The 15993-nt window shown below is 41.9% G+C and carries 14 protein-coding genes; 5 read left to right on the top strand and 9 right to left on the bottom strand.

The window, feature by feature from the left end:
* The first annotated feature begins 4 nt into the window (after window positions 1–4).
* On the top strand, window positions 5–1738 hold the full coding sequence (locus GPA07_RS10405; protein ID WP_008357303.1) for an ABC transporter ATP-binding protein: 1734 nt from the start codon (window positions 5–7) through the stop codon (window positions 1736–1738).
* Window positions 1735–3564 carry an ABC transporter ATP-binding protein gene (locus tag GPA07_RS10400; RefSeq protein WP_157292496.1) on the top strand — a complete coding sequence of 610 codons (1830 nt, stop codon included), beginning with the start codon at window positions 1735–1737 and terminating at the stop codon, window positions 3562–3564. Before GPA07_RS10405 ends, GPA07_RS10400 begins: the two co-directional genes overlap by 4 nt.
* A gap of 148 nt (window positions 3565–3712) precedes the next feature.
* Here GPA07_RS10400 and GPA07_RS18835 read toward each other — a convergent pair whose 3' ends face one another.
* From GPA07_RS18835 to proC, 5 genes are all read right to left on the bottom strand, one after another.
* Window positions 3713–3919 (bottom strand): GNAT family N-acetyltransferase, encoded by a 207-nt coding sequence (locus GPA07_RS18835; protein WP_008357306.1) that lies wholly within the window; start codon window positions 3917–3919, stop codon window positions 3713–3715.
* Between the two features lie 116 nt (window positions 3920–4035).
* Entirely contained in the window at window positions 4036–4269 is a 234-nt protein-coding gene (locus GPA07_RS18830; protein ID WP_232532037.1) for a hypothetical protein, read from the bottom strand.
* Window positions 4270–4353: 84 nt separating this feature from the next.
* The gene (locus GPA07_RS10390) at window positions 4354–5622 is read right to left on the bottom strand and encodes a glutamate-5-semialdehyde dehydrogenase (protein ID WP_157292495.1); all 1269 of its coding nucleotides are present in this window, start codon (window positions 5620–5622) and stop codon (window positions 4354–4356) included.
* An 18-nt stretch (window positions 5623–5640) separates the two neighbouring features.
* Window positions 5641–6759: a glutamate 5-kinase gene (gene proB / locus GPA07_RS10385; RefSeq protein WP_008357312.1), complete on the bottom strand. Its 1119-nt coding sequence runs from the start codon at window positions 6757–6759 to the stop codon at window positions 5641–5643.
* 27 nt (window positions 6760–6786) lie between these two features.
* Complete coding sequence (gene proC / locus GPA07_RS10380; RefSeq protein ID WP_008357313.1) at window positions 6787–7584, bottom strand: pyrroline-5-carboxylate reductase; 798 nt, start codon at window positions 7582–7584, stop codon at window positions 6787–6789.
* Between the two features lie 471 nt (window positions 7585–8055).
* Here proC and GPA07_RS10375 point away from each other — a divergent pair, with 471 nt between their 5' ends.
* Complete coding sequence (locus tag GPA07_RS10375) at window positions 8056–9252, top strand: cytochrome P450 (protein ID WP_157292494.1); 1197 nt, start codon at window positions 8056–8058, stop codon at window positions 9250–9252.
* 117 nt (window positions 9253–9369) lie between these two features.
* Complete coding sequence (locus tag GPA07_RS10370) at window positions 9370–11412, top strand: molybdopterin oxidoreductase family protein (RefSeq protein WP_071169078.1); 2043 nt, start codon at window positions 9370–9372, stop codon at window positions 11410–11412.
* A 423-nt stretch (window positions 11413–11835) separates the two neighbouring features.
* On the opposite strand, the gene csaA is transcribed toward GPA07_RS10370, so the two are convergent.
* Window positions 11836–12168, bottom strand: a complete 333-nt coding sequence (gene csaA / locus GPA07_RS10365; RefSeq protein WP_008357318.1) for a chaperone CsaA — start codon at window positions 12166–12168, stop codon at window positions 11836–11838.
* A gap of 239 nt (window positions 12169–12407) precedes the next feature.
* Here csaA and GPA07_RS10360 point away from each other — a divergent pair, with 239 nt between their 5' ends.
* Complete coding sequence (locus GPA07_RS10360; RefSeq protein WP_008357319.1) at window positions 12408–12887, top strand: site-2 protease family protein; 480 nt, start codon at window positions 12408–12410, stop codon at window positions 12885–12887.
* Here the strand turns inward: GPA07_RS10360 and GPA07_RS10355 are convergent.
* From GPA07_RS10355 to GPA07_RS10345, 3 genes are read right to left on the bottom strand one after another with little or no spacing between them, the layout of a single operon-like run.
* Window positions 12884–14509, bottom strand: a complete 1626-nt coding sequence (locus GPA07_RS10355; protein WP_157292493.1) for a YndJ family protein — start codon at window positions 14507–14509, stop codon at window positions 12884–12886. The two genes, GPA07_RS10360 and GPA07_RS10355, sit on opposite strands and share 4 nt — an antisense overlap.
* Window positions 14502–15107 carry a DUF4166 domain-containing protein gene (locus tag GPA07_RS10350; RefSeq protein WP_157292492.1) on the bottom strand — a complete coding sequence of 202 codons (606 nt, stop codon included), beginning with the start codon at window positions 15105–15107 and terminating at the stop codon, window positions 14502–14504. The genes GPA07_RS10355 and GPA07_RS10350 overlap by 8 nt, the downstream gene beginning before the upstream one ends.
* Window positions 15070–15951 carry a hypothetical protein gene (locus tag GPA07_RS10345; RefSeq protein ID WP_008357325.1) on the bottom strand — a complete coding sequence of 294 codons (882 nt, stop codon included), beginning with the start codon at window positions 15949–15951 and terminating at the stop codon, window positions 15070–15072. The genes GPA07_RS10350 and GPA07_RS10345 overlap by 38 nt, the downstream gene beginning before the upstream one ends.
* Window positions 15952–15993: the final 42 nt, after the last annotated feature.

Genomic DNA, 15993 nt, shown 5'->3' with positions numbered 1-15993 from the left:
TTTTATGAAATCAATTTTATCATTTTTAAAGCCCTATCGGCTATCCGTTGTATCCATTGTCATCCTGACCTTTTTAAGCAGTATGCTCCAGCTGTATTTACCGACTTTGACAGCAGATATCGTAGATGTTGGGATCGTCCAAGGAGATATCGCTTATATATGGAAGGTTGGCGGCTGGATGGTGGCTTGTTCTTTTCTTGCCATCCTGCTTACGATTTGGAAGTCCTACCTGTCATCAAAGACTGCACTTGGCTTCGGACGTGATATAAGAAGACAGCTGTTTGTGCATGTCGAACAATTTTCACTAGAAGAATTTCAAAAGATCGGGACGTCTTCCTTTATTACAAGATCAACAAATGATGTGAAACAAGTTCAAGATGTAACGATCATGATCCTACAAATGATGACAAGAGCGCCTCTTATGCTCGTTGGCGGAATTATTTTGGCTGTGTCTCGAGATGCTGTGTTATCTCTTATCTTTTTAGCAGCCCTTCCCCTTCTTGGCGGATTTATCTATTTGGTTTCAAGAAAAGCCATCCCGCTATTCGGCCAGCTTCAGAAAAAAACAGACAGGCTGAATTTAATTATGAGAGAGTCTCTTTCAGGCATCCGGGTGATTCGTGCGTTTAACCGCGTTGATGATGAAAAGGAGCGTTTTCAAGAAGCCAATACATCATATAAAGATACTGGCCTTAGGGTCAATCGTTTAATGGCATACTTGTTTCCGTTTATGCTGATCATCATGAACTTCACGAATATCGGCATTGTCTGGATTGGCGCAAACCGTATTGATGCGGGACAAATGGAAGTCGGAAATCTTATCGCTTTCATTCAATATGCGATGATGATTTTAATGGCACTCATTATGCTGTCGATGAGCTTTATTATGGTCCCAAGAGCTCAGGCATCCGCTAAACGAATGAATGAAGTGTTAAACATGGAACCGAAGATTACAGACAAAAAATCGTCAGTGACTGACGTTCAACAACCTGCGCAAGCTATTCGGTTTGAGAATGTTTCATTTTATTACTCGAATGCTGAAAAACCAGCCGTTCAAGACATTACGTTTGAAGCCAAAACTGGCGAAACGACAGCGATTATTGGCAGTACGGGTTCTGGGAAAACAACCCTTCTTCAGCTGATGACGCGTTTTTATGAAGCGACAGAAGGACGGATTACACTAGATGGTGTAGATATTAGGGAACTGCCTCAGGAGAAACTAAGAAGTCAGATGGGCTATGTCTCTCAAAAAGCCGTTTTATTCAGCGGAACCATTGCCGATAATGTGCGCTTTGGCCGTCACGATGCGACTGATGAAGACATTTGGCAGGCGCTGCGAACGGCACAGGCCGAAGAATTTGTGCTGCAAAAAGACGGCGGCATTCATGCAGAGATTGACCAAGGCGGTTCAAACCTATCTGGCGGTCAAAAGCAGCGGCTGTCTATTGCAAGAGCACTTGTAAGAAAACCCTCATTCTATCTGTTTGACGATAGCTTCTCTGCCCTTGATTACAAAACCGATGCAAAACTTCGGGCATCACTAGAAGCTGAAAAGGAGCACGCAGCCTTGATTATTGTCGCTCAAAGAATCAGCACAGTGAAACATAGCGATAAAATCATTGTGTTAGATGAAGGAAAGATTGCAGGCATTGGAACACATGAACAATTACTTAAGGATAACCTTGTATATCAAGAGATTGTCGCATCACAGGAAGGTCAGGAGGTGGAGCAAAGATGAGTAAAAAAATGTCTTCTGGAATGGGACATAAAGGCGGTCATCCAAAGGGACCGGTCGCAAAACCGAAGGAATTTAAAAAAACACTTCTTCGTTTGATTGGCTATTTAAAACCGAGGAAATTTCAACTGATCATTGTATTGATTGCAGCGATCGGTTCAACCGTCTTTAATGTCATTAGTCCAAAATTACTTGGGGATGCCACCTCTTCCCTCTTTGAAAGCTTTACACAAGGAACAGGCGTTCAATACGATGTCATTTCACGCATTTTATTGCTGCTTGTCTTATTATATGTCGTTGCCTCTCTCTTTTCATTCGTTCAGCAATATGTGATGGCTGGTGTCTCACAGCAGACGATTGCTGAATTAAGGCAAGAAGCAAATGATAAGCTCACACGTCTGCCCCTTCGTTATTTTGATAAAACAACACACGGGGACACGTTGAGCCGTGTAATGAACGATATTGATAATATTAATACATCTCTACAGCAGGCACTCACCCAGGTGATCACATCTGTGATTACGGTCATCGGGATTGTCCTTATGATGCTTTTCATCAGCCCGTTACTCACCTTGCTAGTATGTTTGACACTGCCGCTTAGTCTGTTTGCGATTCGAGGCATCACATCATTTTCGCAAAAGCATTTTAAGGCGCAGCAAAAAGAGCTGGGAATGATCAATGGACATATTAATGAAATGTTCACAGGACATCAGACGGTTCGTGCGTATGGCTATGAAAAGAAAGCCATTGATACATTTGATCAATTAAACGAACAGCTGTATGAATCTTCAAGAAAAGCGCAGTTTATTTCTGGTTTAATGATGCCAATGATGACCTTTATCGGAAATCTTGGCTATGTGGCGGTTAGTGTAGCCGGCGGGATTCTTGTCATTAACGGAAATATTCGTGTTGGGGATGTGCAGGCATTTATCCAATACACGCAGCAAATGTCGCAGCCGCTTGTGCAAGCATCAAGTGTTGCAAACTTAGTTCAATCTGCCATCGCTTCTGCTGAAAGGGTCTTTGACATTTTGGATGAGGAAGAAGAACATGCGGAAGAGGATGCAGCGATTGATCTTGAAGCACTTTCAGGGGATGTAACCTTTGAACAAGTTCACTTCGGATATGAAAAAGATCATCCGGTGATTCAAGGTTTGAATTTACACGTACAAGAGGGACAAACGGTTGCCATTGTAGGGCCAACAGGTGCTGGAAAAACAACGATCATTAATTTGTTAATGCGCTTTTATGAACTAGATCAAGGGTCCATTCGCATTGGCGGTGTAAAAACGACCGATCTCAGCCGCCGGCAAGTACGTGACTTATTTGCGATGGTTCTTCAAGATACGTGGCTTTTTGAAGGCACGATATATGACAATATTGCATATGGCAGGCAGCATGTTTCTAAAGACGATGTCATAAAAGCCGCTAAACATGCCTATGCCGATGATTTCATCCGGACGCTTCCAGATGGATACGACACCATATTAACAGAAGATGCCGGCAACCTTTCGCAAGGCCAGCGTCAGCTGTTAACAATCGCCCGTGCGATTTTATCTGATCCAAAAATTTTGATATTAGATGAAGCGACAAGCAGTGTCGATACGCGGACAGAGATGCATATTCAAAAGGCGATGAATGAATTAATGAAAGGCAGAACGAGCTTTGTCATTGCACACAGACTTTCGACGATTAAGGATGCCGATCTCATTTTAGTCATGAAAGATGGTACCATTATTGAAAAAGGAACGCACAGTGAGCTTTTGCAAGAAAAGGGCTTTTATGCTGATCTGTATATGAGTCAATTTGCCGAGCATCAAGTCGGTTAAAAACAAAAAAGAGGATTGACACGCATTTCCCCATCTGTCGATCCTCTTTTTTTATGTCAGAATCCTGACCTCTTTCTTGTTTACAGATGAAAGAATGGAGCAAATACTCTTTAAATATACCTTCAATTCCTCTGCCTATCGAGTTGTTCTAAATGACTTGTGGCCGTTCATCAGTGGACAAAATAGCAAACAAATCATGATCTTTCCACTCTCCATTGATCTTTACATTTTGTCTAGACAGACCTTCTTTTTGAAATCCAGATTTTTCAAGCACTCGTATGGAGCCGAGATGATGAGGCTGAACACCGGCCTCAATTCTGTGAAGATCCAGTACTTGAAATGCCTCATCCAGCATGAGTGCAATGGCTCTAGTCGTGTAGCCTTTTCCATTTTGTTTTTGATCAAGGCCATATCAAAGCCAGGCACTTTGAAGGACGTTTCTGACAACACCAGACAGTGTCATCGTTCCGATTAGCTGATTCGATTCACGGTGAAAAATTCCTTTTGCATACGTTTCGGCTTTGTTGCGGCCTTGCTGACAGGTCTGAATTCGTTTAATTGTTCGGAGATGGTGTAAAATTTCTCCTGCCTAAGTGGAGTAAATGGCTGAAAGAACGCACGATGTTCATATTCATGTGTTGTCAGTGCTTCAACATCGCTCTCTATGAGGTCTCTTAAACAGATGGATAAGTAGTTCGCCTCCATGTCATTCCCCTTTCTTGTCTATCTCCTCAGCATTCACTAAAAAACACTACCCCATAAGAAAGGTAGTGTTTTTAGCATTCGTTCTCAGTTTCTAATTTGACCATCACCAGATAGAAGCAGCTTTGTTGTTGTGAGTGCAGGAAGTCCCATTGGTCCTCTTGCATGTAACTTTTGAGTAGAGATGCCAATTTCAGCCCCATATCCGAGTGCGCCGCCATCTGTAAAGCGAGTGGATGCGTTATGATAAACAGCGGCCGCATCGACTTCGTTTAGAAACGTCAGTGCGTTTTTTTCATCCTCTGTTACGATGGCCTCTGAATGTTTTGTGCCGTACTGATCAATATGGCAAATTGCGTCCTCAATAGAATCAACGACTTTCACCGCAAGATCAAGACTTAAATACTCATCTGTAAAGTCCACTTCTTCAGCAGGAACCGCATTTGAAAAGAAGGCTTGTGCTTCTTGATCGCCATGTACTGTCACATGATGCTGAAGCAGTGCTTCATTCAATTTAGCTCCATTCTCTTTCAGCCAATCGCGATGAACGATCAAGGTCTCAAGTGCATTACAAACAGCTGGGCGATTCGTTTTCGCATTGATCACAATCTCAATGGCTTTCTTCAAGTTCGCTGTTTGATCAATAAAGACATGGCAGTTCCCTGTTCCTGTTTCAAGGACTGGAATGGTGGATTCTTCCACAACTGTTTGAATTAATGACGCACCGCCTCGCGGAATCAGGACATCGATCCATTCCTTTAAGTGGAACATCGCTTGAACCGATGAGCGGTCTGTTTGTTCGATAAACTGTACCGCATCACGAGGAATCTTTGTTTCATCCAAGGCTTCATGAATGACGCTTACGATCGCTTTGTTGGAAGAAATAGCGGAGGAACCGCCTTTTAAAATCACTGAGTTGCCTGCTTTTAAAGCAAGTCCTGCTGCATCGACAGTGACATTCGGTCTCGCTTCATAGATCATACCGATCACGCCGAGCGGTACTCTTCGGCTTTTCACATGTAAGCCATTTTTAAGAGTCCATTCATCCAATATTTCTCCAACAGGATCTGTTAATCTCGTCACAAGCCGCAAACTTTCAGCAAACTCATGAATTCTTTTTTCATTTAACATTAAACGATCCATTAAGGCATCTGAGAAGCCCTTTTCTTTTCCTGCATCTAAATCCTTTTGATTTTCCTGTAAAATGAAGCTGCTTTTCTGTTCTAATGCTTCTGCTATTTTAAGCAACGCCTCATTCTTTTCCTCTGTTTGAAGTAACCCTAGTTTTTTTGATACGTGCTTTGCTTTTTTCGCTTTTTCTTTGACCGATGTGACAACTTCAGCTGTCAGTGTCATGAAATTCCTCCCTTATGGTTAGCAAACTGGTATTGATAAATCTAAATGACAAACAAATGCTTCAAGATCGACGACATGCACCACTTCATCTTGTAACAAATCACTGCTCAGTGCGAGTTCGTCAGACGCATAATTGACAATGCCGAGCCCAATTTCTCTTCTATCTTGATCTAAAATACGGACAACATCGCCTTTTTTAAACGAACCTTTTACCTCGACAATGCCATCAGATTCAAGGCTTTTCTCGCGGTGCATGAGGTGCTCCTCTGTTTTCTCTTGAACCACGATCTCACCTTTTGGTCCAGAATGAAAAGCAATCCACTGCTTCTTATAATTCAGCGGAGCTAGGTTTTTATCAGCTGTAAAATAAGTGCCGTCCTCTGTCCCATTGATTGCTTTATCTAAAATGTGCGGCGTATCCGCTTTTCCTAAAAAGCCGTTGATACCTGCTGCCATTGAAATTTTAAAGGCGTCGAGCTTCGATTTCATTCCGCCTGTGCCAACGCTGCTTCCGGCATCTCCAGCAGCTGCTTCGATGTCTTCTGTAATTTCTGTGACTTCAAGAATTCTCTTTGCATTTGGGTTTGTATGAGGATTATCTTCATACAAGCCGTCAATATCAGATAAAATAGCAAGGAAATCCGCATCAATCAGTCCAGCTACTTTTGCAGACAATGTATCATTATCTCCGAACTTCAAGCGATTGATTGTCACGGTATCATTTTCATTGATAATGGGGATGATGCCCCGATCTAATAATACATTCATCGTATTTCGCACATTTTGATACCGGGTTTCATCTGAAAAATCGCTTCTTGTAATTAAGAGCTGTGAAGCAATATAGCCGTGCGATAAAAATAATGTAGAATATGATTCCATTAAAAGTCCCTGACCTATTGAGGCAGACGCCTGTTTTTCTGGCAGTGTTTTGGGTCTATCAATAAATCCTAGCTTTCGGTAACCTGCTGCAACTGCACCAGAAGAAACCAAAATGACTTCGTGTCCTTCATCTTTGAGTTTGACAATTTGATTCACGAGATTTTCTAGTTTTTTTAAACTGATCTCCCCTTGAAAGCTAGTAAGAGAGCTGCTTCCGATTTTGACAACAATTCGTTTTCTCTCTTTATCTGCGTACACCTTATCACTCCTGTTTTGAGGCTCTATTTATATCGTTACTTTTTGTTTTTGCTGTTCGCTTATCTCTTTTGATCGATTGGCGGCATGTTTGACGGCCTGCTTCATGGCTTCTCCTCCGCCGAAATGATCTAATGCATTTAGTCCTGCAGCAGTTGTTCCATTTGGTGACGTAATTTTTTCTCTAAGGACAGAAGGGTTTTCAGCTGTTTCTTGGAGCATCTTCGCTGCACCAAGAAGTGTCTGTGTCCCGATTTGGCGAGACATTTCTTTTGATAAACCGGCTTCTTCTCCCGCTTCTTCGATTCTTTCCATTAAGAAATAAAAGTAGGCTGGCCCGCTTCCGGCAATTCCTGTAAAAATGTCCATTTGCTCTTCCTGAATGGTATAGACTTCTCCCATTTCAGATAGAAGAGCCTGACTCATGCTCACATCTTCACTTTTTACATAACGTCCAGCAGATAATGCCGTTGCTGATGCCCCGATGGTACTTGACGTATTTGGCATCACCCTCATGACAGGCTGGCCTTCATGCAGCATGTCTTCAATATACGATGATTTCACTCCTGCAAGTACAGACAGGATGAGCTGATCTCTCTGAATATGGGGTTTTAATGATTCAAGTGCTGTTTCAGCATCCTTCGGCTTCATTGCCAGGATCAACATATCCATTTCTTCAAAAGGAAATGAATCCATTGTGGCTGTTTGGATTCCGTAGCGCTTCGTTAATTCATTTAATCGCTGCTTATTTTGCCTGTTTGTTGCGTAAATATGGCCTAACGGCATCTGTTCTGATCGCACAATACCTGCAATCATTCCTTCCGCCATCGAACCTGCTCCAATGAAAGCAACTTTCTTTTGATCAATGATATTGATCCTCTCCCTTGTTCGCTTTTTGTTCGTGTTTTTCGCACGTTAGTTATCGTAACATGATGAGAAATCGTGTCAAGAAAGAGCCGGCGCTTTTCAAAAGTCCCGAATGCACGCTGAACAGCTTGCTGTATGTATGTCAGCTCTGTTTTTCCGAATCAGTAATTTAGATCAAAAGAACTATACGTATTTGAATCAAAGTACCCTTTCGTTCGACTGAATTCACCATTTTATTTTTGGTTTCGGTGACTTCAATTCTATTTTTAAGAAAACGTTATCATTTTTATTGACTGTCTCATTTCCTATGCGATGAATGGGTAAGAATCTTTCGATTAGACTATTGACATATTTTAGAAAACATGTCCGTTGAAATGCGCTTTTCGTGATGATACCGTGAAAGGGAAATCAAGCGAAAAAGGAGTGTTCATAATGAAAGTGAAAAAAAACTATGTCAATGTCATTCCAATGAAAGAAATCCGTTCCACTGATGACCTTCTTTTCCCATTCCCTATCTACAATGAATTACGATCGCAAGGTGATATTCGATACGATGAAAGAAGAAAGTGCTGGGATCTCTTTCGGTATGCGGACATTCAGTCCGTTTTGAAGCAGCCAAAAGTGTTTTCATCACAGCGGGGCAGAAGCACATCTAAAACGAGTATTTTAACAATGGACCCTCCAAAACATACAAAAATGAGAGCACTCGTCAATAAAGCATTCACGCCAAAAGCGATCAAACAATTAGAAGATCAGATTAAAGACCTGACACATGATTTATTAAATCAAGTAAAGGATCAACGTACCTTTGATCTTGTTCAGGACCTAGCAGCTCCCCTGCCTGTCATGATCATCGCCGAGCTTCTTGGTGCAGAGGTGGAAGACCGAGAGCTGATTAAGAAACATTCAGATGCCCTTGTTGCAGGAGCAAAGGATGATTCAAAAGAAGCCATTCAAGCCGTTGTAGAGATGCAAAAACAAGCAGAAGAAGAACTGTCAGAGTACTTTACGCATTTGATCCAAAAGCGGAAAGAAACGCCTGCCGATGATTTAATCTCCCTTCTCATCCAAGCGGAAATTGATGGGGAACATTTAACAGAAAATGAGCTGCTTGGCTTTTGTATTCTCTTACTCGTTGCTGGTAATGAGACGACGACGAATTTAATCACAAATGCAGTACGACTGCTAACAGAGCAGCCGCACATTGCAGAATCAGTCCGGCAAGATCCCTCTCTCATTCCTCAATTGACAGAGGAAACACTGCGCTATTATCCGCCTGTACAAGCGATTGGGAGAATTGCAGCAGAGGATATTGAGATCGCAGGTTCACACATTAAAAAAGGAGACTATCTCATCAACTGGGTTGCCTCTGCGAACCGCGATGAACGGAAATTTGAAGATCCAGATACGTTTCGTCTTGACCGGAAATCCAATCCGCATATGAGTTTTGGTTTTGGTATTCATTTTTGTCTTGGTGCACCTCTCGCCCGGCTTGAGAGTCATATTGCACTTGAGATTTTACTCAATACATTTCAAGAGATCACCTGTGCGGCAGATAAGCTGAAACCCATTCAAAGCACGTTTGTTTTTGGGGTAAAAGAATTTCCTGTACAGGTCACCCGTTTTTAAAAGTCCCTTTGATATGGGGCTTTTTTCATCAGCTTATTCTTACCTTCCTGCTCCGAACATGCTAAAATAAAGTCCATATCAACGTGATCACGGAATTCGGAAAGGAAGCCAAAACTTATGACCGATTATACAGCTATGAAAGACGGAATATTCAAATCAGTTTGTTCGTTAGATTGTCCTGATCAATGCGGTCTTTTAATACATAAAGAAAATGGAAAGATCGTCAAAGTTCAAGGAGATCCAGACCATCCAGTCACTCAAGGAAACATATGCAATAAAGTGCGGAATGTCACAGCCCGCTTATATGATGAAAAACGGCTGACAACGCCATTAAAACGTGTAGGTAAAAAAGGGGACGGGCAGTTTGCACCGATTACGTGGAAAGAAGCCATTGAAACCATCCGGCAAAAATGGACAAAGCTGATCGAAGAAAAAGGTCCGGAAAGCATTTTGCCTTACAGCTTCTATGGGAATATGGGCAATCTCAATGCTGAGGGAATGGACCGCCGCTTTTTCTATCGTCTTGGCTCAAGTCAGCTAGACCGAACGATCTGTCAGTCAGCAGGAACCACTGGCTATAAATATACAATGGGCGCAAGCATCGGGACCGATCCAGAAGACACCATTCATACGAAACTATTTATTTTTTGGGGCATCAATGCCGTGTCGACCAATATGCATCAAATCACCTTGGCACAAAAAGCGAGAAAGCAAGGAGCAAAGATTGTCGTCATCGATGTTCACAAAAACCAAACTGGTCGAATGGCTGATTGGTTCATTCCGCTTCGCCCTGGCACTGACAGTGCGCTGGCTCTAGGGATCATGCATATCCTTTTTGCAGAAAATCGCACAGATCATTCATTTTTAGAAACTTACACGGTCGGCCACAATGAACTTCGCGAGCATGTAAAGCAGTATGATCCAAAAACCGTTGAACAGATCACAGGTGTCCCTAAAGAAGACATCATCACACTTGCGAGAATGTATGCAGAGACATCGCCATCTCTCATTCGTATTGGAAATGGACTTCAGCATCATGATAATGGCGGGATGAGTATAAGAACCATCTCCTGCCTCCCTGCCTTGACGGGGCAATGGCTGCATAAAGGCGGCGGTGCGATGAAATCGAACTCTTCTTTTCTCAGTTATAATGAAACAGCTCTTCAGCGGCCGGATCTATTAAAAGGCCGTACACCTAGATCATTTAATATGAATCAGCTAGGTAGCGTGCTGACCAGCGCAGAGCCTTCCATTGATTCTCTTTTTGTCTACTCATGCAACCCAGCTGTTGTCACACCTGAAGCGAATAAAGTAAGAGAAGGTTTGCTGAGAGAAGACCTATTTACGGTGGTTCATGATCTATTCATGACAGAGACAGCGGCTTATGCAGATATTGTACTGCCAGCGACATCTGCCTTTGAAAATGAGGATTTCTATACTTCATACTGGCATCATTATATTCAAATTCAAGAGCCAGTCATTGAACGCTATGGAGAAAGCAAATCAAACACGGAAGTATTTCGTCTATTAGCTCAGGCCATGGGCTTTGAAGATGAAGCGTTTCGCGAGACAGATGCTGAACTGATGGAACAAGCCCTTCATCATCCAGAAAATCCGCATTATGCAGATATTTCATATCAGGCGCTGAAAGAGAAAAAATGGATCAAAGCAAAACGTGGATCTTTCGAGGAATTAAAGCTCCCTACCCCAAGCGGGAAAATTGAGCTTTACTCTGAACAAATGAAAAAAGATGGATATCCAGCACTTCCAACCTATGTACCACTTTATCAGGAAAGTGATTATCCGCTGACGTTTATACCGGGACCAAATCATAATTTTCTAAATTCCACCTTCTCTCTTCACGAAAAGCATCAAAAGCTTGAAAAATTTCCGAAGCTTCATATGAATGAACAAGATGCAAAAGAGAGACAGATTGAAGATGGTGACATGGTACGTGTGCTCAATGATCGAGGAGAATGTGAACTTGTCGTGTCAGTCGGTCAAAATGTGTTACCTGGCGTTGTGGTCAGTCAAGGATTATGGGCAGATCAGAAAGGCAAAAAACATTTGGTAAATGGTCTCACACCTGATCGTTTGGCAGATATGGGCGGTGGAGCGACGTTCTTTTCTGGCAGAGTTGAGGTTGAAAAATTATCATAAATAAAGCCAACAGCCTCGCGGACTGATCCCCGTTTTTAAGACTGGGATCAACACCACTTTATAAAACAGCCGGTTACCGAAGCTCTTTCGGTGACTGATTGTTTTATATCGCTTCTTTTCATTTGTTGCAAAAATGAAGCTGAACCTATTTCCCTTTCGGCTTATCCCGCATACGCGAGCCACTCATTCATATCCTGTCATGTTTCTTTATATCAGAATATACATAAGCGCTTCTCTTCTTCCAAAATAAAAGAGAAATCAATTAATGGTTGCATTTAGGCTGGTCCCATGCTATATTAATCAAGCGATGAGCTGAATTGTGTAAGCCGGGTAACACGTCTCTTTGAGACACACACGAATGTGGCGTGTGGTTATTCCGCCTCAATACGCAAAAGACATCTTCTGTTGAAGATGTCTTTTTTCTTACCCTATTTTTGTTCCATTTGCAACCGGCTCATCTGCGGTAAGCAAGACCACGTCTTCTTTCGACGGCATGCCTCCTAAGACTAGCACTTCAGATTTAAACCCAGCAATTCTTCTTGGCGGGAAATTGACGACTGCCACAATTTGTTTCCCGGTGAGATTCTCAGCAGTATAACGTTTTGTGAGCTGAGCGCTGGATTGTTTGATCCCAATCTCATCGCCAAAATCAATCTTTAGTTTCAAAGCAGGTACTCTTGCTTCTGCAAAGAATTCTGCTTCTAATATCGTCCCAACACGAATGTCTAAAGCCAAAAACTGTTCAATATCTGCCATATGAACCTCTCCTTTTCATTGATCCATTCTTCTGTTAGCTGCCCTTGTATCTCTCGCTGATTTCTCCATTGTAGCACAGTCACCTCTTTGAAAAGGAAGGGGAAAAATCCGCAGTCGCCTTTTAGTTTACATAATAAAGTTATCGTGATCTATTAAATGTTTGCATCCTGAAAATGAATTCTGTAAAATGGCAAATAATCCTACTGCTTCCTCTCGAATATTTCAGGGAGGGGTAACACTTGTTTACATTATCGGATATGTGGACGTTTTGCTGGTCATTTTTCGTCATTCTTCCTATCGTGGCCATCTTGCATCAGTTAGGTCATATTTTGGTCGCATGGATGTTTGGGGCAAAGGTTTCTTTTGCACTTGGCCGCGGCAAAAAAGTATTGAAAATAGGCGTAGTTGAAATTCGAAGAATCTATTTTCTAGATGCATTTTGCCATTATGAAGAAATGAGGAAAAATAACCGTTTCTCACACATTCTTGTCTACTTAGGCGGATCATTATGCAACCTGCTCAGTGTTCTCATACTGAATACAATGATCGCCAATGATGTCCTGCCAGAGCATCAATTTTTCTATCAATTTGCTTACTTCTCAGTCTACTATGTCTTTTTTGCTTTACTGCCAGTACAGTATGCAGATCATCATCCAAGTGATGGACAAGCGATTGTCAATATCATTCGTCACGGTGAACCATGTGACATCATTGACTAAGATGAATGACTGTCACTGTCGATATGATACTGAATGGTTAAAAAAGGAATGCCAAACAGCTTCATTTGATGCAATGCTGTGAGACTATTTTCCGTCCCCGGTTTCATGTGAAAGCTTTCTTCCATTGGCAGTTTCATGGTGATGAAAGGCGTATGCACATACAATCCTTCATGACCAGTACTGCCTTTTGGACTTTTACTTTTTAACAAAAAGTCTTCCTGTTCATTAAAAGGTTTTAAAATAGCAGTAAGCTGAGAAAATGGAAGCGGCAAAGCAATATTCATATAGACCGTCTCTTCATCATGGTGCTGGGCATAAAGCGCATAAAAGACTTGCTCGCCTTTCTCATTGCGTCTGATCCACGCACGTACATTTTCCCTTTCCTCAAGAGGATGTTGAAATTTTAAAAGACTCCCCGGCATTTCATATGGCTTTCGTGATAACCCTAAATAAAGCTGTCCTAGTCGTCTAAAAACAGGTTGAAGCAAATAGACAAATGGCCTCACCCACCAGTGAAAACAGACGGCTGCTTTTAACGTAAATGACATCGGATCCTCATAAAATCTGCGAATAACAGGTGACACACTCTCTGCTGAAAACGTCTCTCCATTTAATTGGTCAAGAGAATCTACTAAACCGATCTTCTCGTCATGCTGCATGTGTTGATTTTGAAAAGACATGAACTGAAAGCGACCGTGAACTCTCGAAACCGGAAAATCCTTCTGTTTCAATCGATCAGCTGGCCTTTCAATCAGCCACCCTATGAGACCTGGTAAAATCACCATACTTGCATTGATACTGCCATGAAACCAAATCATTTGATCGATGCTTATGTAGGTAACACGTAAAAGCATACCAGCAGAATATAGTAATGATAAGGCGATGGTTCCCATTAAGATGATGCTAGAAAACACAACGAGCCCCTTTGCGGCAGTTGAACGAAACCTTGTTTTCATACACAGAATTCCATACAAATAAAGTGCGATCACATAAAGAATGACACTGAACGTATCAAACAGGCGAGAATAACTGATTCCAACAGCAATCATCATAGGTGACAGTAAAATCAACCAACCGCCTATTTTGTATAGAATCGTCTCTTCTTTCCGCTGCCTCCCTAATAATCCATAAAAGATGGGGATAAAAAAAGCGGAGTAATGAAAATGAATAGCGGTCAAAAGAACAATCATCGGTGAAAATGTCATCACTTGTATATCTGCTGTGTACAGCCAGAACCAAAGCCCGCCTAAAGCGATATACATCAATGCGCCATCTATCATCAGCTCATGAAGCGGATGGATTCCTCTTTTCAAGAAGCGGATGAAACCAAATAAAGCCAGAATCATTGTATAGAAAAGCCATCCCAATGCGAGCCAAAGGGAATGATAGATGAATGCACCTGTTGCACATAGCGCTGCTGCTGGGAAGGCTTTCATTATGAAGTAAATCAGCCACTCCTGCTGCCGTTTCTTCTCTTCCTGATAGAAAAAGTGTAAGAACGCGGGAAGAAAAAACAAAATCGCAACGAGGACAAAGAATTCTGCTATGGGGGCTGTCGTTAAACGGATAACGAGAAAGCAAGACATCAAAATGATGCTAGACGTCAAATGCCATTTATTCATGAGATGACACCCTTTCTGTAAACCGGCCCTTGTATGTAAAAAGAGTGCCAAAAAGGCGATTTTTCACTTGGACATCAATGGTATACTCACCTGCACGCTCATCGTAACCTTCCGTTACATCAGATACACCGTAAAGCCATGAAGGCAGCGGCCACTCCCGCCCTAACATCAAAAACTTTTGCTTACCTGATTGAATGTGCAAGAACCCTTTTTCCGTGACTGTAAAATGAAGCTCTGACATCAGAAGCCTAGGTTTTCCAAAGTAGTCCAGTACTTGATGACTCTTCTGATCAATGATCATATCTGCATCAAAATGTCTTTCCTTCTTTGGGAAATAGAACGTACGAAACCAGTGCATTCCTTCTTCTCCTTTACTTGTCGTAAAAGGCTTGTTCACGATTTGGAAGGGAATATTTTGACCTCTTTCAGGAAAAAAGCAGCGAAACAATGGACCGATTTTAAACAACAATCGAATGAGCTTCGTTCCGCCACCTATTTCCTCCATGATGCCTTCGGCCGTAAATGCACGGTTATAACGTTCTTTTAATTTTGGATGCAGCTTATCGTAGTCCTTTACTTGATAATGATGAACGACCATGTCTAGCTCCCCTTTTTCGTTTGATCGAAAACACATCTACACAATCTTTTAAATTAATCATTCCTGCAACGGACAAGATGAAAAATGCACTCAGCACAAGCGGCTCATGCAGAGTCGTTTTTGGTGATAAAATCCCTATACTAAGCATTATGAGCAGAAAGATGCTTTGAAGGATGAATATATATTTCTTTGGCAGCTTAGGCATGAGCCATGATACGCCTAATAGTGCATAAAACAATCGAAATCCGGTGCTATGATCAAAAGCAGAAGGTGAAAAGGGAATCATCGCCTGACATAACCAGACGACAGCAAACAGCAAACAAATGCCATAATGGGCAAGTGTTCTCTCAAGCAGCAAACGGGGATGTGTGCCCTTTTCAAGCCACGTCTTTAATGCGCCAAAGCTAAAGGCCGTCATAAAACCCATCATTGGACGAAAAAAGAACCGGTCTGCCCATTTCCACCCTTTTCCTTCTTTTGTTTCATAATCAAATTGCGTTTGAAACACAATGTGATCATTTGTTTTCATGTATTTCCAATACCCTCCACCTTCTTTAATAAAAGATAAAGGATGTGACGACTTAAATTGAAGTGAGGATGCTCTTTCATGACGCTCATCCTTCACGCTCGTTCGATACGATCCTGTCCCAGTCACACTGATGCCGAATCCAAGATGTTTTTCATATAAAAAGGATTGGGGCTGTTCATCTCTTGGTCCATTTAATGAAATGGTCGAAAACCGCAAATCCCATTGTTCATGAAGCTTTGGATTTTGCGTATACTCCCATACTTTTTCAATAGGTGCATGAATGGTTGTTTCCACATAAACAGGCTTTCTTTTCATCTGCCTCTACTCCTCTATGTGAATTATTTCACATAATAAGCA

The sequence above is a fragment of the Bacillus sp. ms-22 genome (assembly GCF_009759805.1).
GTDB lineage: Bacteria > Bacillota > Bacilli > Bacillales > Bacillaceae > Bacillus > Bacillus xiamenensis.
Note: the sequence above shows the minus strand (reverse complement) of the source record. Positions and strands in the feature narration are given on the sequence as shown.

What these genes read in the sequence shown, in the direction of transcription:
- GPA07_RS10405 (WP_008357303.1), top strand. Translation starts at nt 5, where the DNA reads ATGAAATCAATTTTATCATTTTTAAAGCCCTATCGGCTATCCGTTGTA.
- GPA07_RS10400 (WP_157292496.1), top strand. Translation starts at nt 1,735, where the DNA reads ATGAGTAAAAAAATGTCTTCTGGAATGGGACATAAAGGCGGTCATCCA.
- GPA07_RS18835 (WP_008357306.1), bottom strand. Translation starts at nt 3,919, where the DNA reads ATGCTGGATGAGGCATTTCAAGTACTGGATCTTCACAGAATTGAGGCC.
- GPA07_RS18830 (WP_232532037.1), bottom strand. Translation starts at nt 4,269, where the DNA reads ATGGAGGCGAACTACTTATCCATCTGTTTAAGAGACCTCATAGAGAGC.
- GPA07_RS10390 (WP_157292495.1), bottom strand. Translation starts at nt 5,622, where the DNA reads ATGACACTGACAGCTGAAGTTGTCACATCGGTCAAAGAAAAAGCGAAA.
- proC (WP_008357313.1), bottom strand. Translation starts at nt 7,584, where the DNA reads ATGGCGGAAGGAATGATTGCAGGTATTGTGCGATCAGAACAGATGCCG.
- GPA07_RS10375 (WP_157292494.1), top strand. Translation starts at nt 8,056, where the DNA reads ATGAAAGTGAAAAAAAACTATGTCAATGTCATTCCAATGAAAGAAATC.
- GPA07_RS10370 (WP_071169078.1), top strand. Translation starts at nt 9,370, where the DNA reads ATGACCGATTATACAGCTATGAAAGACGGAATATTCAAATCAGTTTGT.
- csaA (WP_008357318.1), bottom strand. Translation starts at nt 12,168, where the DNA reads ATGGCAGATATTGAACAGTTTTTGGCTTTAGACATTCGTGTTGGGACG.
- GPA07_RS10355 (WP_157292493.1), bottom strand. Translation starts at nt 14,509, where the DNA reads ATGAATAAATGGCATTTGACGTCTAGCATCATTTTGATGTCTTGCTTT.
- GPA07_RS10350 (WP_157292492.1), bottom strand. Translation starts at nt 15,107, where the DNA reads ATGGTCGTTCATCATTATCAAGTAAAGGACTACGATAAGCTGCATCCA.
- GPA07_RS10345 (WP_008357325.1), bottom strand. Translation starts at nt 15,951, where the DNA reads ATGAAAAGAAAGCCTGTTTATGTGGAAACAACCATTCATGCACCTATT.